We start from the raw sequence: 23,241 nt of genomic DNA, 5'->3' as shown, positions 1-23,241 counted from the left end.
GAAACTCAGATGGCGCGGCGCACCATCATCTCCTTGATCTTGCCGATGGCCTTGGTAGGGTTCAGGCTCTTGGGGCAGACGTCGACGCAGTTCATGATGGTGTGGCAGCGGAACAGCCGGTACGGGTCTTCGAGGTTGTCGAGGCGCTCGGTGGTGGCCTGGTCGCGGCTGTCGGCCAAGAAGCGGTAGGCTTGCAGCAGGCCGGCTGGGCCGACGAACTTGTCCGGGTTCCACCAGAAGCTCGGGCAACTGGTGGAGCACGAGGCGCAGAGGATGCACTCGTACAGGCCGTTGAGCTCGTCGCGCTCCTCGGGCGATTGCAGGCGCTCGGTCTCGGGCGGCTGGCTGGTGTTGACCAGGTAGGGCTTGATGCTGTGGTACTGCTGGAAGAACTGCGTCATGTCCACGATCAGGTCGCGCACCACCGGCAGCCCCGGCAGGGGCTTGAGCACGATTTCGCCCTTGAGCGTGTTCATGTTGGTCAGGCAGGCCAGGCCGTTCTTGCCGTTGATGTTCATGGCGTCGGAGCCGCACACGCCTTCGCGGCAGGAGCGGCGGAACGAGAGCGTGGGGTCCACCTGTTTGAGCTTCATGAGCGCATCGAGCAGCATGCGCTCGTGCCCGCTGAGCTCCACCTGCAGGGTCTGCATGTAGGGCTTGGCGTCGCGCTCGGGGTCGTAGCGGTAGATTTTGAAGGTGCGTAGGGCCATGATCGGGTGCTCCGGGGGCGTGCGTCGGCGGCTTTAGAAGGTGCGGACTTTGGGCGCAACCGAAGCCACCGTGAGGGGCTTGAGGTTGACCGGCTTGTAGCTGAGCGCGTTGCCGGCGCTGTGCCACAGGGTGTGCTTCATCCAGTCGCGGTCGTTGCGGCCCAGCGGGTGCTCGGCGTCGTCGGCGGCGCGCTCGTAGTCGTTCACGGTGTGGGCGCCACGGCATTCGGTGCGCGCGGCGGCCGAGGTCATGGTGGCTTGCGCGGCTTCGATCAGGTTTTCCACTTCCAGCGCCTCGATGCGCGCGGTGTTGAAGACCTTGGACTTGTCCTTGAGGCCGATGGCTTGCACGCGCTGGCGCAAGGCGGCGACTTTGCCCACGCCCTCGTTCATGCTGGCCTGGGTGCGAAACACCCCGGCGTGCTGCTGCATGGTGGCGCGCAGGTCGTCGGCCACCACCTGGGCGTATTCGCCCTCGGTGCAGGCATCGAACCGGGCCAGGCGGGCCAGCGACGGGTCGGCGGCGTCGCGCGGCAGGTCCGGGAATTCGGCCTTGCGCTCCAGGTTGGCGACGATGTGGTTGCCGGCGGCGCGGCCAAACACCAGCAGATCGAGCAGCGAGTTGGTGCCCAGCCGGTTGGCACCGTGTACGCTGACGCAGGCGCATTCGCCCACCGCGTACAGCCCCGGCAGCACTTTTTGGCCGCCGGCGGCGTCGGGCACCACCACCTGGCCGTGGATGTTGGTCGGGATGCCGCCCATCTGGTAGTGGATCGTGGGCACCACCGGAATGGGCTCCTTGGTGATGTCGACGTTGGCGAAGTTGTGGCCGATCTCGAACACCGAGGGCAGGCGCTTGAGGATGGTGTCGCCCCCGAGGTGCGTCATGTCGAGGTTGATGTAGTCCTTGTTGGGGCCGCAGCCGCGGCCTTCCTTGATTTCCTGGTCCATGCAGCGGCTGACGAAGTCGCGCGGGGCCAGGTCTTTGAGCGTGGGCGCGTAGCGCTCCATGAAGCGCTCGCCGTTGCAGTTGCGCAGAATCGCGCCTTCGCCGCGGCAGCCTTCGGTGAGCAGCACGCCGGCGCCGGCCACGCCGGTGGGGTGAAACTGCCAGAACTCCATGTCTTGCAGCGGGATGCCGGCACGCGCCGCCATGCCCAGCCCGTCGCCGGTGTTGATGAAGGCGTTGGTGGAGGCGGCAAAAATGCGCCCGGCGCCGCCAGTGGCCAGCAGCGTGGTCTTGGCTTGCAGCAGGTAGGTGTCGCCGGTTTCCATCTCGAGTGCGGTCACGCCCAGCACGTCGCCGGCGGCGTTGCGCACCAGATCCAGCGCCATCCACTCCACAAAGAAAGTGGTGCGCGCGGCCACGTTTTGCTGGTACAGCGTGTGCAGCATGGCGTGGCCGGTGCGGTCGGCGGCGGCGCAGGCGCGCTGCACCGGTTTTTCGCCGTAGTTGGCGGTGTGGCCGCCGAAGGGGCGCTGGTAGATGGTGCCGTCGGGGTTGCGGTCGAAGGGCATGCCGAAGTGCTCGAGCTCATAGACCACCTTGGGCGCTTCGCGGCACATGAACTCGATCGCGTCCTGGTCGCCGAGCCAGTCGGAACCCTTGACGGTGTCGTAGAAGTGGTAGTGCCAGTTGTCCTCGCTCATGTTGCCCAGCGAGGCGCCGATGCCGCCCTGCGCCGCCACGGTGTGCGAGCGCGTGGGGAAAACCTTGCTCAATACCGCCACGTTGAGCCCGGCGCGCGCCAGTTGCAGCGAGGCGCGCATGCCAGAGCCACCGGCGCCGATGATGATGACGTCGAAGCGGCGCTTGGGCAAAGAGGATGTGAGGGCAGTCATGAATCAAAGTCTCCAGAGCACTTGGAAGGCCCAGCCGGCGCAGCCCACCAGCCAGACGAGCGTGAACACATGCAGGGCCAGCCGCAAGCCGGCCGGTTTGATGTAATCCATCCAGATGTCGCGCACGCCCACCCAAGCGTGCCAGATCAGGGCGACGATCAGGGCGTAGGTGAGGAACTTCATCCACGTTTGGGCAAAGATGCCAGCCCAGACCTCGTAGCCGATGGGGCCGCTGACCAGCAGCAGTTGCGCCAGCAGCAGCAGGGTGAACAAAGCCATGAGGGCGGCGCTGATGCGCTGCATCAGCCAGTCGCGCAAGCCGTAGTGGGCGCCGCTGACGACGCGCCGGGAACCGTGGTTGACGGGCATTTTCATCTGCTCCTGGGGGCTTTGTGGTGGGGGTGAATCAATACAGGCCAAACAGCTTGGCGCCGAGCGCGGCCGTGAGGGCCAGGCTGAGCACCAGGGTGGCCACGGCCGAGGACTTGCCAAAGGCTTTGTCCACGCTGTGGGTGGCATCCATGTAGAGGTGGCGCAGACCGGCCAACAGGTGGTGCAGGAAGGCCCAGATCAGCCCCAGCACCACCAGCTTGACGCACCAGGCGGGCACGAAGCCGATGCCGGCCGTGAAGGCCGAGGCAAAGACGCCAAACGACAGCTCGGACGAGAGCGAGGCGTCGAACATCCAGACGATGAAGGGCAGCAGCAGAAACATCAGCAGGCCGCTGATGCGGTGCAGGATCGAGACCCAGCCCGCAGCGGGCAAGCGGTAACTGGGCAGGTCGGTCAGGGCGTGGATGTTGCGAAACTCGGGCCGCGGTGTGGTGCGCGATTCAGCCATGGTGTGAAGAACCTGTGGTGAGGGAGGTGGGCGGGTGCAGTCGGGAGGGTATTCGATGCAGCGGCTGGGCCTGAATGTGCACGAAAACCCTGACGCATCTCTTTCGGATTCTATTGCAACGCAGCATCTGCGCAGCGGGTCTATGGTTATCTTTGGGACTAGCTAAGTTGGTTGCGGTAGTGGTGGTGTTCGGTGCGGTACAGGCCCCGGCGCAGCTCCATGGGCTGGTCGTGGTAGGTGTAGGCCAGCCGCTCGACGCTGAGCAGCGGCGTGCCCGGCGCCAGCGCCAGGCCGGCTGCGGCCTCGGCGTCGGCCGCCACGGCCTTGATGCGCTCGTCGGCGCGCACCATGCGCACGCCGAATTCGCTTTCGAACAGGGCGTACATGGGGCCTTGGTGCTCGGTCAGCACCTTGAGCGTGAGGCCCTTGAAGGGGTCGCCGGGCAGCCAGAGCTGCTCCAGAATGGTGGGCACGTCTTGAAACGACAGCACGCGCTGCACCTGCACCACGCTGTCGCCGGCGCGCAGGCCCAAGGCCAGCCCGACGTCGGCCGGTGCGCGCAGCCGCTGGCACGCGAGGATGCGCCGCTGCGCCGGGCCGCTGGGGTCCAGATGGCCACGGTCGGGGTGCAGGCGCAGAAAGCGAAACTGGGTGCGCTGCTCGGCGTGGGTGGCCACGAAGGTGCCCTTGCCTTGGCGCCGCAGCAGCAGGTTTTCGGCGGCCAACTCGTCGATGGCTTTGCGCACCGTGCCCTGGCTGACGCGAAAGCGGGTGGCCAGTTCGACCTCGCTCGGGATCGGTTCGCCCGGCTTCCACTCGCCGCCTTGAAGGCTGCGCAGCAGCAACGCCTTGATTTGCTGGTACAGCGGGCTGAAGGCGGGCGCAACCTGCGGCCCGGCCGGTTCGGGGGCGGGGCTCGGGGCGGCGAGGGGGCTGAGGTCGGTGTTCATGGTGTGTCTGCCCGAGTTTATCTTATATAAGACATAAGACAAATTGACGCCCAGGGCAAGTCGGGGTACACTTGCCGGATCGAGCGCTTTTTTTCAACCTGTGCATTATTTTGGAGTGTATTCATGAGCAAGAAGCCCGTTCGCGTGGCCGTCACCGGTGCCGCTGGCCAGATTGGTTATGCCCTGCTGTTTCGCATCGCTTCCGGTGAAATGCTGGGCAAGGACCAGCCCGTGATCCTGCAGCTGCTCGAAATCCCCGACGAAAAAGCCCAGAAAGCGCTCAAGGGCGTGATGATGGAGCTCGACGACTGCGCCTTCCCGCTGCTGGCTGGCATGGAGGCGCACAGCGAGGCCAAGGCGGCCTTCAAGGACACCGACTATGCGCTGCTGGTGGGCGCGCGCCCACGCGGCCCGGGCATGGAGCGCGCCGACTTGCTGGCGGCCAACGCCCAGATCTTCACCGCCCAGGGCCGGGCGCTCAACGAAGCCGCTGCGCGCAACGTGAAGGTGCTGGTGGTGGGCAACCCAGCCAACACCAACGCCTACATCGCCATGAAGTCGGCCCCCGAGCTGCCGGCGCGCAACTTCACCGCCATGCTGCGCCTGGACCACAACCGCGCCCTGAGCCAACTGGCAGCCAAAACCGGCAAGCCAGTGGCCTCGATCAAAAGCCTGGCGGTGTGGGGCAACCACAGCCCGACCATGTACGCCGACTACCGCTTTGCCACCATCGACGGCGCCTCGGTCAAAGAGCTGATCAACGACCAGGTCTGGAACAAGGACGTGTTCCTGCCCACCGTGGGCAAGCGCGGCGCGGCGATCATCGAGGCGCGCGGCCTGTCGTCGGCGGCCTCGGCGGCCAACGCGGCCATCGACCACATGCGCGATTGGGCGCTGGGCACCGACGGCGCCTGGGTGACCATGGGCGTGCCTTCCAATGGCGAATACGGCATCCCCAAAGACGTGGTGTTCGGCTACCCCGTCACGTGCTCGGGCGGCGACTACCAGATCGTGCCAGGGCTGCCCATCGACGCCTTCAGCCAGGAGTGCATCAACAAGACGCTGGCCGAGCTGCAGGGTGAGCAAGACGGCGTGCGCCATCTGCTGTAAGCCACTGGCGGCAATACGGGCGGCAGCGCTCCATGCATCCACGCGACCTGTTGTTGGGCCCGCAAGCCGGCCAGCGCCTGCTGCCGGTGTGTGACCATTACAGTGGCGTGCCGGCGCGCATGCGCAAGAGCCTGGCGCTGCAAGCCGAATACAGCCAGCGCCACGGCCGCTGCGTGTTCGACGTCACGCTCGACTGCGAAGACGGCGCCCCGGTAGGCGGCGAGGCCGAGCACGCGGCGTTGGTGGTCGAGCTGCTGCAGGGCCTCGACCTGGCGGCGCCGGTGCCGCCGCGCGTCGGGGTGCGGGTGCACCCGGTCGGGCACGCGGCCTTCGAGGCCGAGGTCGAGTCCATCGTCGGGCAGGCGCATGATCGGCTGGCCTACCTGATGCTGCCCAAGGTCGAAGGCGTGGCCGATGTGCAGCGTGCCTTGCAGGCGGTGGATGCCGCTGGCGGCGCGGCCCTGCCGGTGCATGTGCTGATCGAGTCGCCGCTGGCGCTGCAGCGCGCCTTTGAGGTTGCGGCGCAGGCGCGGGTCGAATCCATCAGCTTTGGCCTGATGGATTTTGTTTCGGCCCACGGCGGCGCGATTCCGGCGACTGCGATGGGGTGGCCGGGCCAGTTCAGCCACCCGCTGGTGCGCCGCGCCAAGCTCGAGATCGCCAGCGCCTGCCACGCCCACGGCAAGGTGCCGTCGCACTGCGTGGTGACCGAGATCGACGACCTGCCCGCGCTGCGCCAGGCCGCGCTCGCGGCGGCGCGCGAGTTTGGCTACAGCCGCATGTGGAGCATCCACCCGCAGCAGATCGAGCCCATCCTGCAAGCCTTTGCCCCGCCCACCGACGAGGTCGAGCGCGCCACGGCGATCATCCTGGCGGCGCTGGCGGCCGATTGGGCGCCGATCGCGCACCGGGGTCAATTGCACGACCGCGCCAGTTACCGCTACTATTGGCAGATACTGGAGCGCGCGCAGCAAGCCGGCGCGGCTCTCGATGCCGGTTTGCAACCGTTGTTCGCAGCGCCTGCGCCCGAGTCGCGGGCACGCCCCTGCGCTGCGCCCTTGTAGCCACTGCCCATTTGTTCAGCAGGAGCCCGCCATGCCCACCATCGCTACCCCAGGCTCGTCGCGTGCGCCGAGCAATCGCGCGCGCAACCGGCTGCTGTCATGGTCGAGGGCGCGGTGCGGGATTGGGCTGATCGCCGCGGCGCTGGCCATGAGCCAACCCGCGCTGGCCCAAGGCAGCCGCAGCGTGCCCACGGTGCAGGCCGGCACCCCGGCCGACACCCCGTTGAGCGAGCGCGAACTGGCCACGGCGGCGCTGGTGCACGTGGGCAGCAAGACCTGCTCGCACGGCCGCAGCGTGCGCATCGAGGCCGCCCCGCAAGCCGCGGGCCACTTCGTGCTGCAAAGTGGGGGGCAGCGCTACCTGCTGCGCCCGGTCGAGACCAGCACCGGTGCCATCCGGCTCGAAGACCGCGCCCAGGGTGCGGTCTGGATCCAGCTCGCCAACAAATCCATGCTGCTCGGCCAGCGCCCGAACCGGCGCCTGCTCGACGACTGCAGCAACGCGCTGCAGCAGGCGGTGGCCGCCGCCATGCTGCGCAACCCCGGCCCCGACCTGCTCGGCATCGCGCAGCGGCCAGCCGGCCAATGAACCCTTGGTATCAATCCTTCTTTTACTGGAGCCCCCGCCATGTTGCAAGCCTACCGCCTACACGCCGCCGAACGCGCCGCGCTCGGTATCCCGCCGCTGCCGCTGGACGCCAAACAGGTGTCCGAGCTGATCGAGCTGATCAAAAACCCGCCTGCGGGCGAAGCCGAGTTCCTGCTCGACCTGCTCACGCACCGCGTGCCGCCGGGTGTGGACGACGCCGCCAAGGTCAAGGCCAGCTTCCTGGCCGCCGTGGCGCATGGCGATGAGCGCGTGGCCCTGATCTCCAACGCCAAGGCCACCGAACTGCTGGGCACCATGGTGGGCGGCTACAACGTGCACCCGCTGATCGAGCTGCTCGACGACCCCGAGGTGGCACCCGTGGCCGCCGCAGCGCTCAAAAAGACGCTGCTGATGTTTGATTTCTTCAACGACGTGGCCACCAAGGCCAAGGCCGGCAACGCCCACGCCCAGGCGGTGATGCAAAGCTGGGCCGCGGCCGAGTGGTTCACCAGCCGCCCCGAAGTGCCACAGAAAATCACCGTTACTGTGTTCAAGGTGCCGGGCGAGACCAACACCGACGACCTCTCGCCCGCGCCCGACGCCTGGAGCCGCCCCGACATCCCGCTGCACTACCTGGCGATGCTGAAAAACACGCGCCCCGACGCCGCCTTCAAGCCCGAAGAAGACGGCAAGCGCGGCCCGATGCAGTTCATCGAAGACCTCAAGCGCAAGGGCCACCTGGTGGCCTACGTGGGTGACGTGGTGGGCACCGGCTCGAGCCGCAAGTCGGCCACCAACTCGGTGGTCTGGGCCACCGGGCAAGACATCCCCTTCGTGCCCAACAAGCGCTTTGGCGGCGTGACGCTGGGCGGCAAGATCGCCCCGATCTTTTTCAACACGCAAGAAGACTCGGGCTCGCTGCCGATCGAAGTCGACGTCAGCGCCTTCCAGATGGGCGACGTGATCGACATCTACCCCTACGCGGGCAAGATCGAGAAGAACGGCGCCGTGGTGGCCGAGTTCCAGCTCAAGAGCCAGGTGCTGCTGGACGAAGTGCGTGCTGGCGGCCGCATCAACCTGATCATCGGGCGCTCGCTCACCGCCAAGGCGCGCGAGTGCCTGGGCCTGCCGGCCTCGACCGTGTTCCGCCTGCCGGTCGCGCCCCAGGACACGGGCAAGGGCTACACGCTGGCGCAGAAAATGGTGGGCCGCGCCTGCGGCCTGCCCGAAGGCCAGGGCATACGCCCCGGCACCTACTGCGAACCGCACATGACCACCGTCGGCAGCCAGGACACCACCGGCCCGATGACGCGCGACGAGCTCAAGGACCTCGCCTGCCTGGGCTTCAGCGCCGACCTGGTGATGCAATCCTTCTGCCACACGGCGGCCTACCCGAAACCGGTGGACGCCAAAATGCACCGCGAACTGCCGCCCTTCATCAGCAGCCGCGGCGGCGTGGCGCTGCGCCCCGGCGACGGCGTGATTCATAGCTGGTTGAATCGCCTGCTGCTGCCCGACACCGTGGGCACCGGCGGCGACTCGCACACGCGCTTCCCGATCGGCATCAGCTTCCCGGCCGGCTCGGGGCTGGTGGCCTTTGGCGCCGCCACTGGCGTGATGCCGCTGGACATGCCCGAAAGCGTGCTGGTGCGCTTCAAGGGCCAGATGCAGCCGGGCGTGACGCTGCGCGACCTGGTGCACGCGATTCCGCTCTACGCCATCAAGGCCGGGCTGCTGACGGTGGCCAAATCGGGCAAGAAAAACATCTTTTCGGGCCGCATCCTCGAAATCGAAGGCTTGCCCGACCTGAAGGTGGAGCAGGCGTTCGAGTTGTCGGATGCCAGCGCCGAGCGTTCGGCCGCGGGCTGCACGATCCAGCTCAACCCCGAGCCGGTGATCGAATACCTCAACAGCAACATCGTGCTGATGAAGAACATGATCGCCGACGGCTACCAGGACGCCAAGACGCTGGCGCGGCGCATCGAGCGCGTGCAGCAGTGGCTCGAGCAGCCCAAGCTGCTGCGCGCCGACGCCGACGCCGAATACGCCGCCGTGATCGAGATCGATCTGGCCGAAATCACCGAGCCGATCCTGTGCTGCCCCAACGACCCGGACGACGCCAAAGTGCTCTCGGACGTGGCCGGCACCCCGATCGACGAGGCCTTCATCGGCTCGTGCATGACCAACATCGGGCACTTCCGCGCCGCGGCCAAGCTGCTCGGTGGCCAGCGCGACATCCCGGTCAAGCTCTGGGTGGCCCCGCCCACCAAGATGGACGCCAGCGAGCTGATGAAGGAAGGCCACTACGCCAACTTCGGCGCCGCCGGCGCGCGCACCGAAATGCCCGGTTGCAGCCTGTGCATGGGCAACCAGGCGCAGGTGCGTGAGGGTGCCACGGTGATCTCGACCAGCACGCGCAACTTCCCCAACCGGCTGGGCAAGAACACCAACGTCTTTCTGGCCTCGGCCGAACTGGCCGCCATCGCCTCCAAGCTGGGCCGCATCCCCACCGTGGCCGAATACCACGCGGCCATGGGTGTGGTCAACCAGGACGGCGCCGCGATCTACAAATACATGAACTTCGACCAGATCGAGGAATACGCCGAGGCGGCCAGGGAAGTGACGGTCTGAAAACCGCCAGCGCGGGCCCACCTGTGGGGCCCGCGCCCGCACCCTGAGGGCTCGAGTGCCTTGGGAGTGGCTTGCGCGGTGCTCAGCCGCGCAAGCCCTGCAGCTTGCGGTACAGGGTCTGGCGGCTGATGCCCAGCGTGCGCGCGGCTTGGGCCACGTTGCCGTGGCTGTTTTGCAGCGCCTGCTGCACGGCAGCCTGTTCGAGCTGGATCAGGCTGTGAAGCAGCGGGCCCAGGGTGGCGGGTGCGGTGGCCGGGCTGGCTTGCATCTCGGCGCGCAGGTCGTCGGGCAGGTGGGGCCAATCGAGCGTGTGCTCGTGCGGCTCCAGCATGGCGCAGGCGGTGCGCAGCACATTGGCGTACTGGCGCAGGTTGCCCGGCCATGGGTACTGTTTGAAGGCCTGCAGCAGCGCCGCGCTCAGTGCCAGGGTGCGGTTGGGCTCGATGCCTTGCAGCAGGGTGGCGCTCAGGGCCTCGAAATCGCTGCGCTGGCGCAGCGGCGGCAACTCGACCGTCAGGCCGTTGATGCGCCAGTACAGATCGGCGCGAAAGCGGCCGGCCTCGACCTCGAGCCGCAGCGGCCGGTGGCTGGCACTGATCAGAAAAAAATCCAGCGGCTCGGCCTTGTGGGAGCCCAGCGGCGTGACTTCGCGCTCCTGCAGCACGCGCAGCAACCGGGTCTGGGTGGCCAGCGGCATGTCGCCGATTTCGTCCAGCAGCAGGGTGCCGCCGTGGGCTTGGCGCAGCAGCCCGGTGCGGCCCTCGCGCCGGGCACCGGTGAAGGCGCCGGGGGCATGGCCAAACAGCTCGGCCTCGATCAGCCCCTCGGGCAAGGCGGCGCAGTTGAGGGCCACGAACGGCCGTTCGCGCCGGGGCCCGCTGGCGTGGGCGGCGCGCGCCAGCCACTCTTTGCCGACGCCGGATTCGCCCTGAATCAACAGCGGGATCGGTTTGTCGAGGATGCGGCGCACCTTGGCGCAGGCGCTGCGCCAGCCGCTGTCGCCGCTGTCGAGGCGGGCCAGGGCGTCGGTGGGTGCGTGGGCCGGTCCACCGGGCAAGCCTGCCGATGCGGCATTCGGGGCCTGCGGCGCGGCCGGCCTCGCTGCCTGCGGCCGCGCCGGCGACCGCAGGCCCAGTGCTGCCGCACCGGGGTGCAACTGGCCATACAGGGTGCGTCCATCGTGCAGCCGCAGCGCCAGGGCTTGCTGCGGTTGGCGGTGGTGCAGGGCGTGCAGCTGCGCCAGATCGAGCGGCAGCCACTGCTCGAGCCGGGTCGGCGGCGTGCCCATTGGCCGGGCCTCGAGCTGCAGCCAGGCGCAGGCGCTGCGGTTGGCAGCGATCAGGCAGCCGTCGTCGGCGACGATCACAATGCCTTCGCCCAGCGAGCCGATGCCCTCGGCGCGCGGGTGCAGGTGCAGCCGCGTCTGGCCCGGGTGCAGGGCGCAGAGCAGGCGGTTTTCGACGTTGCGCGCGGCGGTGTCGACCAGCCCCAGGCTGTAGGGGTTCCAGCGCCCGTGTTCGGCCGAGATGTCGAGCACCCCGAGCAGGCGCCCGGTGCCAGAGGCAATCGGGGCGGCGGCGCAGCTCAGGAAAGCGTTGTGCTCCAGGTAGTGCTGGGCACCTTGGATTTCGACCGCCTCGCCCTCGGCCAAGGCGGTGCCGATGGCGTTGGTGCCGCGCTGCGTTTCGTGCCACGTGGCCCCGGCCGACAGCGCCACGCGTTCGGCCTTGCTCAAAAACCGGCCCTCGCCCAAGGTGTGCAGCACGGTGCCATTGGCATCGGCCAGAATCACCATGCCTCGTGCCAGCCGCACTTGCTCGTACAGATACTCCATCGTCGGCAGCGCATGCGCCAGCAGCTCGTGCTGGCGGGCGCGCAAGTCGCGCAACTGCGTTTGGTCCAGGGGGTCGGGCAAGGCACGCGCCACGGGCAGCAGGCCCGCGGCCAGGCTGCGCTGCCACGAGCGCGCCAACCGCTCGCCCAAGGCACCGGGCGGGCAGACCCCGTGTTCCAGCAAATGTTGTCGGCAAGTGCGCAGAGCCAAGGCCTGCGATGGTGCGCGCATGTCGTCTCCTGGGCGCTGCTTTTGAAGGTTTGGGTGCCAGTATAGGCACTGGCCGGGGCAGGCGCAAGGTTTATTGCGCGGTTGCGCCACCCCCTGTCCCGTTTTGTGACAGGTGTCGCGTTCTGGAACAGGCGCCATGCGTGCAGGGCCGCCGCTGCGAGCCGCTGTGGCGCTGGTGAACGCAATCCAATCAATGGCTTGGCAAATAAATCCGGGTTGGCACGAAACTTGGATAGGGATCATCGCCACCACGGCAATGGTTTGGCAATCCACCACTCACACAGGAGACAGCAGATGATCTACGCAGCCCCCGGCAGCGCCGGCGCCAAAATCGCCTACCAGCCGCAGTACGACAACTTCATCGGCGGCAAATGGACCGCCCCGGCCGACGGCCAATATTTCGACGTCATCACGCCCATCAGCGGCAAGGTCTATACCCGGGTGGCGCGCTCCAACGCCCGCGACATCGAGCGCGCCCTCGACGCCGCCCACGCCGCCGCCGACGCCTGGGGCCAAACCTCGGTGACCGAACGCGCAAACATTTTGCTCAAGATCGCCGATCGCATCGAGAGCAACCTGGAGCTGCTGGCCTACGCCGAAACCGTGGACAACGGCAAACCGATGCGCGAGACGCTCAACGCCGACATCCCGCTGGCGGTGGACCATTTCCGCTACTTCGCCGGTTGCATCCGCGCGCAAGAGGGCGCCATCAGCGAGATCGATGCTCAGACCGTGGCTTATCACATGCACGAGCCGCTGGGTGTGGTCGGGCAGATCATCCCGTGGAACTTCCCCATTCTGATGGCGGCCTGGAAGCTGGCGCCGGCGCTGGCGGCGGGCAACTGCGTGGTGCTCAAGCCAGCCGAATCGACCCCGGTCTCGATCCTGATTTTGGCCGGGCTGATTGCCGATTTGTTGCCGCCGGGTGTGCTCAACATCGTCAACGGCTACGGGCGCGAGGCTGGCCTGCCGCTGGCGCAGAGCAAGCGCATCGCCAAAATCGCCTTCACCGGCTCCACCAGCACCGGGCGCGTGATCGCGCAGGCGGCGGCCAACAACCTGATTCCAGCCACGCTCGAGCTCGGCGGCAAATCGCCCAACATCTTCTTTGCCGACGTCATGGCGCACGACGACGCTTTTCTGGACAAGGCGATCGAGGGGCTGGTGCTGTTTGCCTTCAACCAGGGGGAGGTCTGCACCTGCCCCTCGCGCGCCCTGATCCACGAATCGATCTACGACGCGTTCATGGAGCGCTGCCTCGAGCGCGTGGCGGCGATCAAGCAGGGCAACCCGCTCGACACCGAGACCATGCTGGGCGCCCAAGCCTCGAAAGAGCAACTGACCAAGATCACCAGCTACCTCGATCTGGGGCGGCAAGAGGGTGCGCAGGTGCTGATCGGCGGCGCGCAGGCGCAGATGAGCGGCGAGCTGGCCGGCGGCTATTACGTGCAGCCGACGCTGTTCAAGGGCCACAACAAGATGCGCATCTTCCAGGAAGAAATCTTCGGCCCGGTGCTGGCCGTGACCACCTTCAAGGACGAGGCCGAGGCGCTGGCCATTGCCAACGACACCCTCTACGGCCTGGGTGCCGGGGTTTGGAGCCGCAACGGCAACGTCGCCTACCGCATGGGCCGCGCCATCAAGGCCGGCCGCGTGTGGACCAACTGCTACCACGCCTACCCGGCGCACGCCGCCTTTGGCGGCTACAAGGAGTCCGGCATCGGGCGCGAGACGCACAAGGTCATGCTCGACCACTACCAGCAGACCAAGAACCTGCTGGTTAGCTACAGCGAACACAAGCTGGGGTTTTTCTGATTCGGGAGCCCGCCATGGTAGACAAAGTGATCGCCACCCCAGCCGCGCTGGAGCTGATCGAGCAACTCAAGGTCCTGCACGGGCCGGGGCTGATGTTTCACCAGTCGGGCGGCTGCTGCGACAACAGCGCCGCCAACTGCTACCTGCTGGGCGAACTCACCATCGGGGCCGGCGATGTGCACCTGGGCGACATCGGCGGCTGCCCGTTTTACATCAGCACGACCCAGTACCAGACGTGGAAGCACACCCAGCTGATCATCGACGTGATCGAGGGCACGGGCGGCACCTTCTCGCTCGAAGGGCCGCTGGGGCGCGCCTTCCACACCCGTTCGCGCGTGTTCAGCGACGAAGAGCTGGCGGCCCTGGAGCCTTAGGCGCGGCAGGGCGGGGGGCGGGCCCAGGGCGCCTGGGCCGGGCAGGGCGGCGCGCAGCAGGGAATAGCGAAAGCGCCGAAAATACGCCCCCATGACCCTCAAAGCCCCTGAACTGCTGCTGCCGGCCGGCTCGCTGGACAAAATGCGCGCCGCCTTCGACTTCGGCGCCGACGCCGTCTATGCCGGCCAGCCGCGCTACAGCCTGCGCGCGCGCAACAACGAATTTCGCCTCGAGCAACTCGCGCAAGGCATGGCCGAGGCGCGCGCGCGTGGCAAAAAGCTTTTCGTCACCAGCAACCTGATCGCGCACAACGACAAGGTGCGCACCTACCTGCGCGACATCGAGCCCATCATCGCGCTCAAGCCCGACGCGCTCATCATGGCCGACGCCGGCCTGATCATGCAGGTGCGCGAAAAATGGCCCGAGGTGCCGATTCATCTGTCGGTGCAGGCCAACAGCACCAATTGGGCCGCGGTCAAGTTCTGGCAGCGGGTGGGCGTGACGCGCATCATCCTGAGCCGCGAACTGAGCCTGGACGAAGTCGAGGCCATCCGCAACGAGTGCCCCGACGTCGAGCTCGAGGTGTTCGTACACGGCGCGCTGTGCATCGCGTATTCGGGCCGCTGCCTGCTGAGCGGCTACTTCAACCGCCGCGACCCCAACCAGGGCACCTGCACCAACGCCTGCCGCTGGGAGTACGGCACCCAGGCGGCGCAAGCCGACCCGGCCACGGGTGAGGCGATTGCGCTGGCGCGCATGGGGTCGGATTTCGATTTTGGCCAAGCCCGCGCCGAGGCCGAAACCGCGTTTGCCACCTGCGGCAGCGGGCCGCGGCACCCGGCCGCCGACCAGGTCTATCTGCTCGAAGAAAAAGGCCGCCCCGGCGAGCTGATGCCGATCATGGAAGACGAGCACGGCACCTACATCATGAACAGCAAGGACCTGCGCGCCGTCGAGCACGTGCAGCGGCTGTGCCAGATCGGCGTCGATTCGCTCAAGATCGAGGGCCGCACCAAGAGCCTGTACTACGTGGCGCGCACGGCGCAGGTGTACCGGCGCGCGATCGACGACGCCATGGCCGGCCGCCCCTTCGACCCCGACCTGCTGCTGCAGCTCGAGGGCTTGGCCAACCGCGGTTACACCGGCGGCCTGCTCGAGCGCCGCCCGGCGCAGGACTACCAAAACTACCTCAGCGGCCACTCGCAGCTGCAGCGCAGCCACTACGTGGGCGAGGTGCTGGGCGTGCGCGCCGACGGCTGGGCCGAAGTCGAAACCAAGAACCGCTTCGCCGTCGGCGACCAGATCGAGGTCATCCACCCCAGCGGCAACCGCATCGTCCAGCTCGAAGCCATGCACAACCCCGACGGCGTGCCGGTGCAAGTGGCCCAAGGCAGCCCGGTGCGCGTGTTTGTGCCGCTGGGCGCGCCGGTGCAGGGCGCCTTGCTGGCGCGGCTGCTGGGGGCGGCGGTGTAGTCGAGTTGCCTCCGGGGACACTCAACGGCATCCTCAAGCAAGCCAACCTGAAAAAATGAGGTCACACGTGCAGTACTTGGTTGTCATCGAGCAAGGTTCAAACAGTTTTGGTGCCTACGTCCCCGATCTTCCAGGCTGTGTCGCGGCAGCGGAATCGAGGGCAGAAGTCGCTTCCCTGATCCAGGAAGCCATAGCGCTGCACATCGAAGACCTTCGCGCGCGCGGCCAGCATGTGCCGCAGCCGCATTCGGTTGGGGAGCTGGTGTGCGTTGATGCCTGAGTCAACCGGTAGCGCTTTGGGCACCTCCTCCGTGGCCGAGTTCGAAGCGCGCCGCGCCGAGCTTTCAAGAACGTGGCAACTACACCGGGCAAGTGGCCATGCACACCGTCCATACGGCCCAACACGGCGCGCACCTCGGCGGGGGTGAGCACCACGGGCAGGCGCTGCGAAGGCTTGGCGCGCGTCATGTTGTCCAGCCACGGCAACTGGATTTCCAGCACCTCGCGATAAAGAAACAACAGCGCCGACAGCGCCTGGTTCTGGGTCGAAGCCGCCACGCGCCCGTTCACGGTCCAAAAAACGTATTGTTCCTCGGTGCGGATGCTGTAGTGCTTCACCCGGATGCGCGCTCGAACTTGATCCAGCAGCCTGGGCTGCTGCGCGTCAGGCACCCCGGCAGGTGTTCCACCTACGACAGGCAAGGAGTTACTCATGGAAAAACAACAGACTGCAGGTTGGTGTGTAGATGTTATGCACCTTACCAAGCTAGGGAAACTCTGCACAACCCTCCCACCTGAGACAATCTGCTCATGAAACAGACCAGCCTCTCCAGCACCGGGTTTGAACGCAAAGTCAAGCGCACGCGCAAGCGTGAGTTTCTCCAACAGATGGATCGTGTCGTCCCTTGGGCGGACTTGCTGGCACTCATCCAGCCGCACGCGCCCGCGCCTGGAGCCAAGGGCGGTCGGCCGCCGTTTGCGCTCGAGACCATGTTGCGCATCCACCTCCTGCAGCATTGGTTCAACCTGTCGGATCCGGCCATGGAAGAAGCGCTCTACGACACCGAAGTGCTGCGCGAGTTTGCCGGGCTCGATCTGTGCGCCGACTTGCTGCCCGACGAGAGCACCATCCTGCGCTTTCGGCACCTGCTGGAAAAGCACCAACTGGCCGAGCAGATGCTGGCCGTGGTCAACGCGCTGCTGACGCAGCAAGGCTTGCTGCTGCGCGCGGGCACCTTGGTCGATGCGACCTTGATTGCGGCACCGAGCTCGACCAAGAATCAGGCTGGAGCGCGCGACCCGGAGATGCACCAGACACAGAAAGGCAAGAACTGGCACTTTGGCATGAAGGCCCACATCGGTGTCGATGCCGACTCCGGTCTGGTGCATACCGTGGTTGGCACGGCGGCCAACGTCCACAACGTCACCCAGGCGCACGCCCTGCTGCACGGCGAAGAAACCGATGTCTTTACCGACTCGGGCTACCGTGGCGTTGAGAAGCGCGCAGAGATTCAGGCCCAGCACCCGGATGTGAGCTGGCACACCGCCATGATGTCGAGCCAGCGCCGTGCGCTCGACACCAGCACACCGCTGGGGGCCTTGCTCGAACAGATCGAGCAGACCAAGGCGCGCATCCGCGCCAAGGTCGAGCACCCGTTTCGGGTCATCAAGCAACAGTTTGGCTTTGTGAAGGTCAAGTACCGGGGGCTGGCCAAGAACACGGCCAACCTGGTGACGCTGTTTGCGCTGAGCAACCTGTGGCTGGCGCGCAGGCACTTGCTGCAGGACTTGCAGGGATAAGTGCGTCCAAAAGCGGCGGAAAGCAGCAAATAACGATAAAAACTGAGCAAAAAATGCCCAAAGGCGCGGAAAATCACGCCAGGCGCCGCGTGCCGAGGTCAACAATGTCGCCATTTGAAATGGAAGCTGATCGGGGTCGATTCTTGGGTGGTTGTGCAGGGGTTCCCTAGAATTTACACCGAAAAGTGGGTACACTTTGCGTTAGATCGTGGCGGAAAAACATGGGCACCGTTGCTTGACTTAGTGGCGGCTGGTTGGCGCGCTGCTGGTTTGCCCTCTGCTGCTCCTTCGTTTGCCGGTAACTTGCTGGGCACGATTTTGGTTTCTGTCGCAGGCGTGTGCTACCATCAAGCTTGGCCAATCTGGTACAAGTTTTGATGGTATGTCGTGAACATCAAATGCTTCATTTTAGCAGGGGGCGCCAATGGAGGTTGGTTCCCTGAACTTTAGAGTCTTGGATTTGCAACGCGCAATATCATCCCCCCGCTTCGAGAACACTTCGATTAAGTTTCTACCAACCCAAGGAGTTTTCATGTTCATCAAGTCACCCACAATTCTTGTTATTGCTGCTGTCGCTTTTGTTGCTGGTTGTGCCACCCCTCATCAGCCGTCTTGGAGTAAAGAAGGTGTTTCCGCAGAAGGTGTGCGCACTTCCATTTCAGCATGCAGGTTTCAAATCGGCATTAATAATGTTGCAGCAAACAGACAGCAGGAACTTCTTGCAAACTGTATGGAGGGGAAAGGGTTTCGGCTTCGGTAACGGCTGTTGTTTCACCATTGCTGACTTTTCACGTTAATTTCCCCCCTGTAGAACTTCCAATCATCTTTACCCAAGTCAGCGTTCCAAGGAGCGCTTCGCGTTAAAGCCGAGCAGAGCATCTGAGCTTGAACATTAGATCGTGGCAGAAAACTTGGGCACCGTCACTTGACTTCGTGGAGGTTGGTTGGCGCGCTGCAGGCAGGGTACTCGTCCGTTTCTTCTTCAAGCATAGAGCTGCTGGGTTCGCGTTGCGTTGGTTGTCCATGTCCCTGTATCATCTAACACTGCGCTCCAGCGGGACGCGCCTTCGGCGCGCCCCTCAGCTTGGGCGTTCGGCAAAAAATATGACTTTCCCTGAATTCCAGATTCTCGTTGGCAAGCACCCTGATGGGGTTATCTTACTTGAAGGGCGCAGGGCTATTCCTGACGACTTTGCCAAGCAAGCACAGGAACTTGGTGCAAGCTTGGCACTGAGATTCCCCGAGTTACGCTTTCGTTCAGGCAATGCTGAGGGATCAGATGAGGCGTTTTCCAGAGGCGTCGCCGAGGTTGATCCGCGTCGCTTGCAGGTGGTGGCACCATATGAATCGCACAGAAAAAGCGTCCGCTACACGGACGCAGTTTATGACTCCCCAGATTCGCTTTCGCGTGTTCAAGAGGAGGAGATTGCTTACAAGACGTCCTCCGCAAGTCCGAAATACAAGGGGTTAGTATCTAGGCGTGGTCAGAAAGGATCACTTGGAGCAAAGGCAGCATACTTAATAAGAGATACGATGAAAGTCATTGGACATTCGAAAGCATTTCCTAAACCAATCTGTGCATTGTTTTACGTGAGTATGGAAGACCCCTTGGCTGGCGGAACCGGACACACAGTTCGAGTGTGCCAGCAAGAGGGAGTGCCCTTCGCATTTCAAGATTCATGGGCAACATGGCTAAAACAATAAGGCCGAACAAGGCGGTCCACCTAACCCCTACCCGTGTCACGCCGGAATGCTTGCCGCTTCGCGGCGGCATCCGTCGCGCCACGGGCAGGGGTAGGTGACCTTGGACGTTAGACTACCCTGAGGAAACTATGTCACTCGACGGCCTTTCACCAGAACAAATCGAGGCAAAACAGCAGGAGTTGCTTGCCGCCGTTCCTGCGGCTGCAACTATTGGTAATAAAGCTCTACGTGAGCAACTCGGACAGAACTGGAGCGAAAACTTATTTTGGGAAATCAGAAGCCGCCTGATTGAGCGTGGACAATTAGAAGCGGGGCGAGGCCGAGGGGGTAGTACAAAGCTCGTACCAACGCCCGTCCAGCCGGAAGCAGCCCCCCCGGCAGTGGTGGCTTCTGTTGTCGATGGCACCCCTCAGGCCCCAGACTATTCAAAGGAGTCAGATCTCTACGAGCCCGTTTCATCAGTATTAAGAAATCACTGGTCTAAGGAACAAGGGTTTGACAATTACTTGGTCGAAGTAACGGCCAAACAAGGTTCAAGACATACTGGCGGAAAATGGACAAGGCCTGATGTCACGGTAGTGGGATATAAAACCTTCCCATATCTACCAGGACGTTTTCTTGAGGTTATCTCCTTCGAGATAAAGCCCACTAACACCCTAGACATTACTGCTGTATATGAAGCGCTTTCGCATCGTCGTTCTGCAACCCGCGCTTATGTTGTTGGCCATATTCCTCGTGCTGCGCAAGATGAGATGGGCAGTGAGCTGGATGTTGTGACAGAGGAAGCAAAAAAACTTGGGATCGGGGTTATTGTTGCAGACGACCCAGCCGACTTTGATACTTGGGAGGTCCTTCTGGATGCTGATCGCATCGAGCCAGATCCTGCTCGCCTCAACGAGTTTATTGCAAGGCAGACAACCCCAGAACTAAGAGAGCAAATTGTCCGCTGGTTCAAATAGTTCTAACACTTCGGTACAGGGAACGCTGCGAATAGGACAGGTCCGGGAATACGGGGGCAAGATCAGTTTCCGTCGGCTGCTTCTCTTCGCCCGTCGGGCTGCTGGGCTTACGTTGCACTGGTAGCTCAAGTGCCTGCATCATCTGACACCGCGCTGCAGCGGGACGCACCTTCGGCGCGCCCCTGAGCTTGGGTGTTAGGCGGCCTGTGAAGGGCCAGGGTAAACTTGTCGCATGAAAGTCAACGACATGCTGCGCCTGCTACATGACGAAGGTTGGTACTTGGTCGCTACTCGCGGCAGCCACCGATAGCTCAAGCACCCATCCAAGCCAGGCCGGGTCCCTGTGCCGGGCAAACCCAGCGACGATTTGGCACCCGGCACGCTGGGTAGTATCCTCAAGCAGGCCGGTCGAAAGGGACGTTGAACATGCGTTACGCAATCGTCATTGAGCAGGCTGAGGGCAATTTCTCAGCGTTCGTCCCTGACCTTCCGGGCTGTGTCGCCACCGGCACCACCGTGGCCGAGGTTGAAGAGCAGATCCGCGAGGCCATCGGGTTTCATCTTGATGGCCTTCGCGAGGATGGAGTGCCTGCTCCTCTGCCTTCGAGCCAAGTCGAGTACATCGACATCGCCGCCTAACTGTCCTCGTATGGCTCCCGTCCGCTTCTTCGACTGTCGGCCTGTCGGGTTCGCGAAGTACTTGACGGCGAACTGAACTGCGCCTAATATGGCCCGTTATCAATTAAAATGGGCCGTATATGACTCAATTAGGCGTCAAGTTCTCTGAACCCATGCCGTACGAAGTGCAAAGCTTGCTCAAGGGCCTTGGCCAGCGGGTGAAGACAGCCCGCGTTCGTCGTGGCCAGAGCGCACAGGAGTTTGCGCGTGCCTGTGGCATTGGCCGGCGCTCGCTCTACCGCCTCGAGACCGGTGATCCTGGCGTGGCACTCGGAACCTTTCTGTCGGTGCTGTGGCAGTTGGGGCTGCTGGAGTCTGCCCAAGGCGTGGCACATCCGGACCAAGATGAACACGGCAAGATTCTCGAAGCGGCGCGTCGACCGCAACGTGTGCGTACCCCGGTGGGGCGGGACAACGATTTTTAAGGGCGCACGATGGCCGACACGGACGAACTCTGCTACGCGTACATTCAGCTGCCTGGCACCTTCGATTGGGTTCCCTGTGCGTCCCTGAAGGTCAGGCAGCTTGCCGCCGATGCCTATGAGGGCACTTTCACCTACGGCAAGCGCTATCTGGAGCGCTCAAATGTGGTTGAGCTCGACCCGTATCACCTGCCGCTCACCACCAAGCCACTGAAGTTCACCCTGCTCAAGGGCATTCCGGGCGCCTTGCGCGACGCGAGTCCGGATGCTTGGGGGCGTCGCGTCATCCAGGCGCGGCTGCAACGGGAGGAGGCGGACATCTCCGAGATCGAGTACCTGCTCAATGGGCCAGACGACGCGGCGGGCAACTTGCGCTTTGGACGCTCTGTGCAGCCCCCCGGGCCCGCCAAGACGTTCAACCGCACGCACCAACTCGAAGCCTTGGTTCTGGCGGCCGAGCAATTGGATGAAACTGGCAAGCTCCCGCATGAGCTGCTCGAGCAACTGGAGCCTGGTACCAGCATGGGAGGAGCGCGGCCCAAGGTCACGCTCGAGGATGGCCACCGCCTGTATTTGGCCAAACTGCCGGAAAAGCGGGACACGCACAACATGCAGCGCATCGAGTATGCGACGCTGGAGCTCGCTCGGGAGGCGGGGCTGCAGGTGTGCGACACCCGCATCGAAGCGGTAGGCAAAGCCGAGGCGCTGATGCTCGTGCGTTTCGACCGGGAGTGGAACCCGGATATGCTGCAAGGCGTTGGCGGGTACGCCAGACATGGCTTGGTCTCCGGTCTTACGGTGCTCAATGCCGACGACGGCATCCAAGGCCGCGAGCATTGGTCGTATCTGCGGCTGGCCGATGAACTTCGCCGCTGGTCTGCCAAACCGGACGAAGACCGGCGCGAGCTGTACAAACGCATGGTCTTCAATGCGATGGTCACCAACAACGACGACCATCCGCGCAACCACGCGCTGCTGCGCACGACGGCTGGCTGGCGCCTGTCACCGGCCTACGACATCGTGCCGGCGCCTCTCATTTCGCAGGAGCGGCGTGACTTGGCCTTGGAAACAGGACGCTACGGGCGTGCGGCCAGCCTCTACAACCTGCTCTCGGCGAGCGAGGTGTTTGGGCTTTCGTTCGAGCAAGCTCGGGCGATTGTGGCGCAGCTGGAGCAGGTGGTGCAGAGCTGGCGCAACATCTTTGCCCGGAACCGCGTGGAGCCGCGTTCGATAGAGTATTGCGCCCAAGCCTTCTTGCCAGACTGCTTTTACCGCACAGAGCCGCCGGGTGAAGAGGGGTGACCCTCTCGGTCAGGTCGCTGCACGCACAGCACCCAAGAGTTCTTGCCATGACAAGCCCTCTTTGCTTCAGGCGCGGTTCGCTGCGTCGAGCTTGAACACCACCACCAGTTCCTTCAGGTGCGCGGCCTGGCCCCTGAGGCTGTCGGCGGCAGCGGCGCTTTGCTCCACCAGCGCAGCGTTTTGCTGCGTGACGTGGTCGAGTTGCTGTACCGCTTCGCCAACCTGCGTGATGCCCTCGGACTGTTCGCGGCTGGCGGCGCTGATTTCGGCGATCAGATCGGTGACGCGCTGCACCTGGGCCACGATGTCGGCCACGCTTTGCCCGGCCTGGCCGACTTGCTCGGTGCCGGCCTGCACGCGCTCGACGCTGCTGCCGATCAGGGCCTTGATTTCCTTGGCGGCATTGGCGCTGGCGATCTGGTTCGAGCCGCTGGCGATGGCGTCGGCTGCGGTGCGCACTTCGAGCACGATGCGCGCTAGGCTCTGGTTCATGGTTTTGAGCGCCCGCAACAGTTGGCCGGTTTCGTCGCGTGCGTCGCTATCCACCGCCGCAGTCAGGTTGCCCTGGGCGACGGCTTGGGCCACCTGCAGCGCTTGCTGCATGGGCTGGGTAATGGAGCGCGTGATGAACAGCGCCAGCAAGCTACCCAGCGCCAGCGCGAGCAGGGTGCCGCCGGCAGCGACCATGTCGATCCTGTCCTTGGAACGGTTGACAGCCTCATAGCTGGCGCTGGCCAGGGTGATTTGCTCGTCAATCAGAGCTTGTGCTGCATTGTGCGCGGATTGGGCCACATCGGTGCCACCTTGGGCGGCAGCGATGCGGGTCTGGTATTCGCTGCGGGCTGGGTCGACGCGGGCAGCCTGCAGTTCGTCCATGATGCCGATCTTGACACGTACATACTCCGAGCGTG

The 23,241-nt window shown here is 64.6% G+C and carries 22 protein-coding genes and 1 pseudogene; 16 read left to right on the top strand and 7 right to left on the bottom strand.

Annotation, left to right across the window (positions count from 1 at the left end; translation table 11 throughout):
- Positions 1-5 precede the first annotated feature (5 nt).
- From AAAZ40_RS11055 to AAAZ40_RS11035, 5 genes are all read right to left on the bottom strand, one after another.
- Positions 6-710 carry a succinate dehydrogenase iron-sulfur subunit gene (locus AAAZ40_RS11055; RefSeq protein ID WP_476660418.1) on the bottom strand — a complete coding sequence of 235 codons (705 nt, stop codon included), beginning with the start codon at positions 708-710 and terminating at the stop codon, positions 6-8.
- 33 nt (positions 711-743) lie between these two features.
- Positions 744-2,552, bottom strand: coding sequence for a succinate dehydrogenase flavoprotein subunit (gene sdhA, locus AAAZ40_RS11050; protein ID WP_476660417.1), 1,809 nt, complete (start codon positions 2,550-2,552; stop codon positions 744-746).
- A 3-nt stretch (positions 2,553-2,555) separates the two neighbouring features.
- A complete protein-coding gene (gene sdhD / locus AAAZ40_RS11045) occupies positions 2,556-2,921 on the bottom strand; it encodes a succinate dehydrogenase, hydrophobic membrane anchor protein (RefSeq protein ID WP_476660416.1) in 366 nt (121 codons plus the stop codon).
- Between the two features lie 37 nt (positions 2,922-2,958).
- A complete protein-coding gene (sdhC, locus tag AAAZ40_RS11040; protein WP_476660415.1) occupies positions 2,959-3,393 on the bottom strand; it encodes a succinate dehydrogenase, cytochrome b556 subunit in 435 nt (144 codons plus the stop codon).
- Positions 3,394-3,551: 158 nt separating this feature from the next.
- Positions 3,552-4,343: a GntR family transcriptional regulator gene (locus tag AAAZ40_RS11035; RefSeq protein ID WP_476660414.1), complete on the bottom strand. Its 792-nt coding sequence runs from the start codon at positions 4,341-4,343 to the stop codon at positions 3,552-3,554.
- A gap of 123 nt (positions 4,344-4,466) precedes the next feature.
- On the opposite strand from AAAZ40_RS11035, the gene AAAZ40_RS11030 reads away from it, so the two are divergent.
- From AAAZ40_RS11030 to acnB, 4 genes are read left to right on the top strand one after another with little or no spacing between them, the layout of a single operon-like run.
- A complete protein-coding gene (locus AAAZ40_RS11030; RefSeq protein WP_476660413.1) occupies positions 4,467-5,453 on the top strand; it encodes a malate dehydrogenase in 987 nt (328 codons plus the stop codon).
- Between the two features lie 32 nt (positions 5,454-5,485).
- Complete coding sequence (locus AAAZ40_RS11025) at positions 5,486-6,517, top strand: HpcH/HpaI aldolase/citrate lyase family protein (protein WP_476660412.1); 1,032 nt, start codon at positions 5,486-5,488, stop codon at positions 6,515-6,517.
- A 31-nt stretch (positions 6,518-6,548) separates the two neighbouring features.
- A complete protein-coding gene (locus AAAZ40_RS11020) occupies positions 6,549-7,106 on the top strand; it encodes a hypothetical protein (RefSeq protein WP_476660411.1) in 558 nt (185 codons plus the stop codon).
- 39 nt (positions 7,107-7,145) lie between these two features.
- Positions 7,146-9,737 (top strand): bifunctional aconitate hydratase 2/2-methylisocitrate dehydratase, encoded by a 2,592-nt coding sequence (acnB, locus tag AAAZ40_RS11015; RefSeq protein WP_476660410.1) that lies wholly within the window; start codon positions 7,146-7,148, stop codon positions 9,735-9,737.
- Between the two features lie 82 nt (positions 9,738-9,819).
- Here the strand turns inward: acnB and AAAZ40_RS11010 are convergent, their stop codons facing one another.
- Positions 9,820-11,802, bottom strand: coding sequence for a sigma-54-dependent Fis family transcriptional regulator (locus AAAZ40_RS11010; protein ID WP_476660409.1), 1,983 nt, complete (start codon positions 11,800-11,802; stop codon positions 9,820-9,822).
- A 294-nt stretch (positions 11,803-12,096) separates the two neighbouring features.
- Between AAAZ40_RS11010 and exaC the strand changes: the two genes are divergently transcribed.
- The 12 genes and pseudogenes from exaC to AAAZ40_RS10950 all read left to right on the top strand — a co-directional run bounded on the left by exaC (position 12,097) and on the right by AAAZ40_RS10950 (position 22,330).
- A complete protein-coding gene (gene exaC, locus AAAZ40_RS11005; protein WP_476660408.1) occupies positions 12,097-13,617 on the top strand; it encodes an acetaldehyde dehydrogenase ExaC in 1,521 nt (506 codons plus the stop codon).
- A 14-nt stretch (positions 13,618-13,631) separates the two neighbouring features.
- Complete coding sequence (locus AAAZ40_RS11000; protein ID WP_476660407.1) at positions 13,632-13,991, top strand: DUF779 domain-containing protein; 360 nt, start codon at positions 13,632-13,634, stop codon at positions 13,989-13,991.
- Positions 13,992-14,082: 91 nt separating this feature from the next.
- Positions 14,083-15,465 (top strand): prephenate-dependent tRNA uridine(34) hydroxylase TrhP, encoded by a 1,383-nt coding sequence (gene trhP, locus AAAZ40_RS10995; protein ID WP_476660406.1) that lies wholly within the window; start codon positions 14,083-14,085, stop codon positions 15,463-15,465.
- A gap of 67 nt (positions 15,466-15,532) precedes the next feature.
- A complete protein-coding gene (locus AAAZ40_RS10990; RefSeq protein WP_476660405.1) occupies positions 15,533-15,745 on the top strand; it encodes a type II toxin-antitoxin system HicB family antitoxin in 213 nt (70 codons plus the stop codon).
- Between the two features lie 530 nt (positions 15,746-16,275).
- Complete coding sequence (locus tag AAAZ40_RS10985) at positions 16,276-17,265, top strand: IS5 family transposase (RefSeq protein WP_476660404.1); 990 nt, start codon at positions 16,276-16,278, stop codon at positions 17,263-17,265.
- Between the two features lie 532 nt (positions 17,266-17,797).
- Positions 17,798-18,025: a hypothetical protein gene (locus AAAZ40_RS10980; RefSeq protein WP_476660403.1), complete on the top strand. Its 228-nt coding sequence runs from the start codon at positions 17,798-17,800 to the stop codon at positions 18,023-18,025.
- Between the two features lie 344 nt (positions 18,026-18,369).
- Positions 18,370-18,969, top strand: coding sequence for a hypothetical protein (locus AAAZ40_RS10975; protein ID WP_476660402.1), 600 nt, complete (start codon positions 18,370-18,372; stop codon positions 18,967-18,969).
- 128 nt (positions 18,970-19,097) lie between these two features.
- On the top strand, positions 19,098-19,928 hold the full coding sequence (locus AAAZ40_RS10970; RefSeq protein ID WP_476660401.1) for a hypothetical protein: 831 nt from the start codon (positions 19,098-19,100) through the stop codon (positions 19,926-19,928).
- Between the two features lie 322 nt (positions 19,929-20,250).
- Positions 20,251-20,352: pseudogene (locus AAAZ40_RS10965) on the top strand (type II toxin-antitoxin system HicA family toxin); the annotation flags it as partial.
- 2 nt (positions 20,353-20,354) lie between these two features.
- Positions 20,355-20,567: a type II toxin-antitoxin system HicB family antitoxin gene (locus AAAZ40_RS10960; RefSeq protein ID WP_476660400.1), complete on the top strand. Its 213-nt coding sequence runs from the start codon at positions 20,355-20,357 to the stop codon at positions 20,565-20,567.
- A 152-nt stretch (positions 20,568-20,719) separates the two neighbouring features.
- Positions 20,720-21,031 (top strand): helix-turn-helix transcriptional regulator, encoded by a 312-nt coding sequence (locus AAAZ40_RS10955; RefSeq protein WP_476660399.1) that lies wholly within the window; start codon positions 20,720-20,722, stop codon positions 21,029-21,031.
- Positions 21,032-21,040: 9 nt separating this feature from the next.
- Complete coding sequence (locus tag AAAZ40_RS10950) at positions 21,041-22,330, top strand: type II toxin-antitoxin system HipA family toxin (protein WP_476660398.1); 1,290 nt, start codon at positions 21,041-21,043, stop codon at positions 22,328-22,330.
- A 66-nt stretch (positions 22,331-22,396) separates the two neighbouring features.
- Here AAAZ40_RS10950 and AAAZ40_RS10945 read toward each other — a convergent pair whose 3' ends face one another.
- Positions 22,397-23,206: a methyl-accepting chemotaxis protein gene (locus tag AAAZ40_RS10945; RefSeq protein WP_476660397.1), complete on the bottom strand. Its 810-nt coding sequence runs from the start codon at positions 23,204-23,206 to the stop codon at positions 22,397-22,399.
- Between the last annotated feature and the right edge of the window lie 35 nt (positions 23,207-23,241).

The sequence above is a fragment of the Serpentinimonas sp. SMBJO2 genome (assembly GCF_056341105.1).
This window is presented reverse-complemented; position numbering and strand designations above follow the sequence as displayed.

What these genes read in the sequence shown, in the direction of transcription:
- AAAZ40_RS11055 (WP_476660418.1), bottom strand. Translation starts at nt 710, where the DNA reads ATGGCCCTACGCACCTTCAAAATCTACCGCTACGACCCCGAGCGCGAC.
- sdhA (WP_476660417.1), bottom strand. Translation starts at nt 2,552, where the DNA reads ATGACTGCCCTCACATCCTCTTTGCCCAAGCGCCGCTTCGACGTCATC.
- sdhD (WP_476660416.1), bottom strand. Translation starts at nt 2,921, where the DNA reads ATGCCCGTCAACCACGGTTCCCGGCGCGTCGTCAGCGGCGCCCACTAC.
- sdhC (WP_476660415.1), bottom strand. Translation starts at nt 3,393, where the DNA reads ATGGCTGAATCGCGCACCACACCGCGGCCCGAGTTTCGCAACATCCAC.
- AAAZ40_RS11035 (WP_476660414.1), bottom strand. Translation starts at nt 4,343, where the DNA reads ATGAACACCGACCTCAGCCCCCTCGCCGCCCCGAGCCCCGCCCCCGAA.
- AAAZ40_RS11030 (WP_476660413.1), top strand. Translation starts at nt 4,467, where the DNA reads ATGAGCAAGAAGCCCGTTCGCGTGGCCGTCACCGGTGCCGCTGGCCAG.
- AAAZ40_RS11025 (WP_476660412.1), top strand. Translation starts at nt 5,486, where the DNA reads ATGCATCCACGCGACCTGTTGTTGGGCCCGCAAGCCGGCCAGCGCCTG.
- AAAZ40_RS11020 (WP_476660411.1), top strand. Translation starts at nt 6,549, where the DNA reads ATGCCCACCATCGCTACCCCAGGCTCGTCGCGTGCGCCGAGCAATCGC.
- acnB (WP_476660410.1), top strand. Translation starts at nt 7,146, where the DNA reads ATGTTGCAAGCCTACCGCCTACACGCCGCCGAACGCGCCGCGCTCGGT.
- AAAZ40_RS11010 (WP_476660409.1), bottom strand. Translation starts at nt 11,802, where the DNA reads ATGCGCGCACCATCGCAGGCCTTGGCTCTGCGCACTTGCCGACAACAT.
- exaC (WP_476660408.1), top strand. Translation starts at nt 12,097, where the DNA reads ATGATCTACGCAGCCCCCGGCAGCGCCGGCGCCAAAATCGCCTACCAG.
- AAAZ40_RS11000 (WP_476660407.1), top strand. Translation starts at nt 13,632, where the DNA reads ATGGTAGACAAAGTGATCGCCACCCCAGCCGCGCTGGAGCTGATCGAG.
- trhP (WP_476660406.1), top strand. Translation starts at nt 14,083, where the DNA reads ATGACCCTCAAAGCCCCTGAACTGCTGCTGCCGGCCGGCTCGCTGGAC.
- AAAZ40_RS10985 (WP_476660404.1), top strand. Translation starts at nt 16,276, where the DNA reads ATGAAACAGACCAGCCTCTCCAGCACCGGGTTTGAACGCAAAGTCAAG.
- AAAZ40_RS10980 (WP_476660403.1), top strand. Translation starts at nt 17,798, where the DNA reads ATGTTCATCAAGTCACCCACAATTCTTGTTATTGCTGCTGTCGCTTTT.
- AAAZ40_RS10975 (WP_476660402.1), top strand. Translation starts at nt 18,370, where the DNA reads ATGACTTTCCCTGAATTCCAGATTCTCGTTGGCAAGCACCCTGATGGG.
- AAAZ40_RS10970 (WP_476660401.1), top strand. Translation starts at nt 19,098, where the DNA reads ATGTCACTCGACGGCCTTTCACCAGAACAAATCGAGGCAAAACAGCAG.
- AAAZ40_RS10960 (WP_476660400.1), top strand. Translation starts at nt 20,355, where the DNA reads ATGCGTTACGCAATCGTCATTGAGCAGGCTGAGGGCAATTTCTCAGCG.
- AAAZ40_RS10955 (WP_476660399.1), top strand. Translation starts at nt 20,720, where the DNA reads ATGCCGTACGAAGTGCAAAGCTTGCTCAAGGGCCTTGGCCAGCGGGTG.
- AAAZ40_RS10950 (WP_476660398.1), top strand. Translation starts at nt 21,041, where the DNA reads ATGGCCGACACGGACGAACTCTGCTACGCGTACATTCAGCTGCCTGGC.
- AAAZ40_RS10945 (WP_476660397.1), bottom strand. Translation starts at nt 23,206, where the DNA reads ATGGACGAACTGCAGGCTGCCCGCGTCGACCCAGCCCGCAGCGAATAC.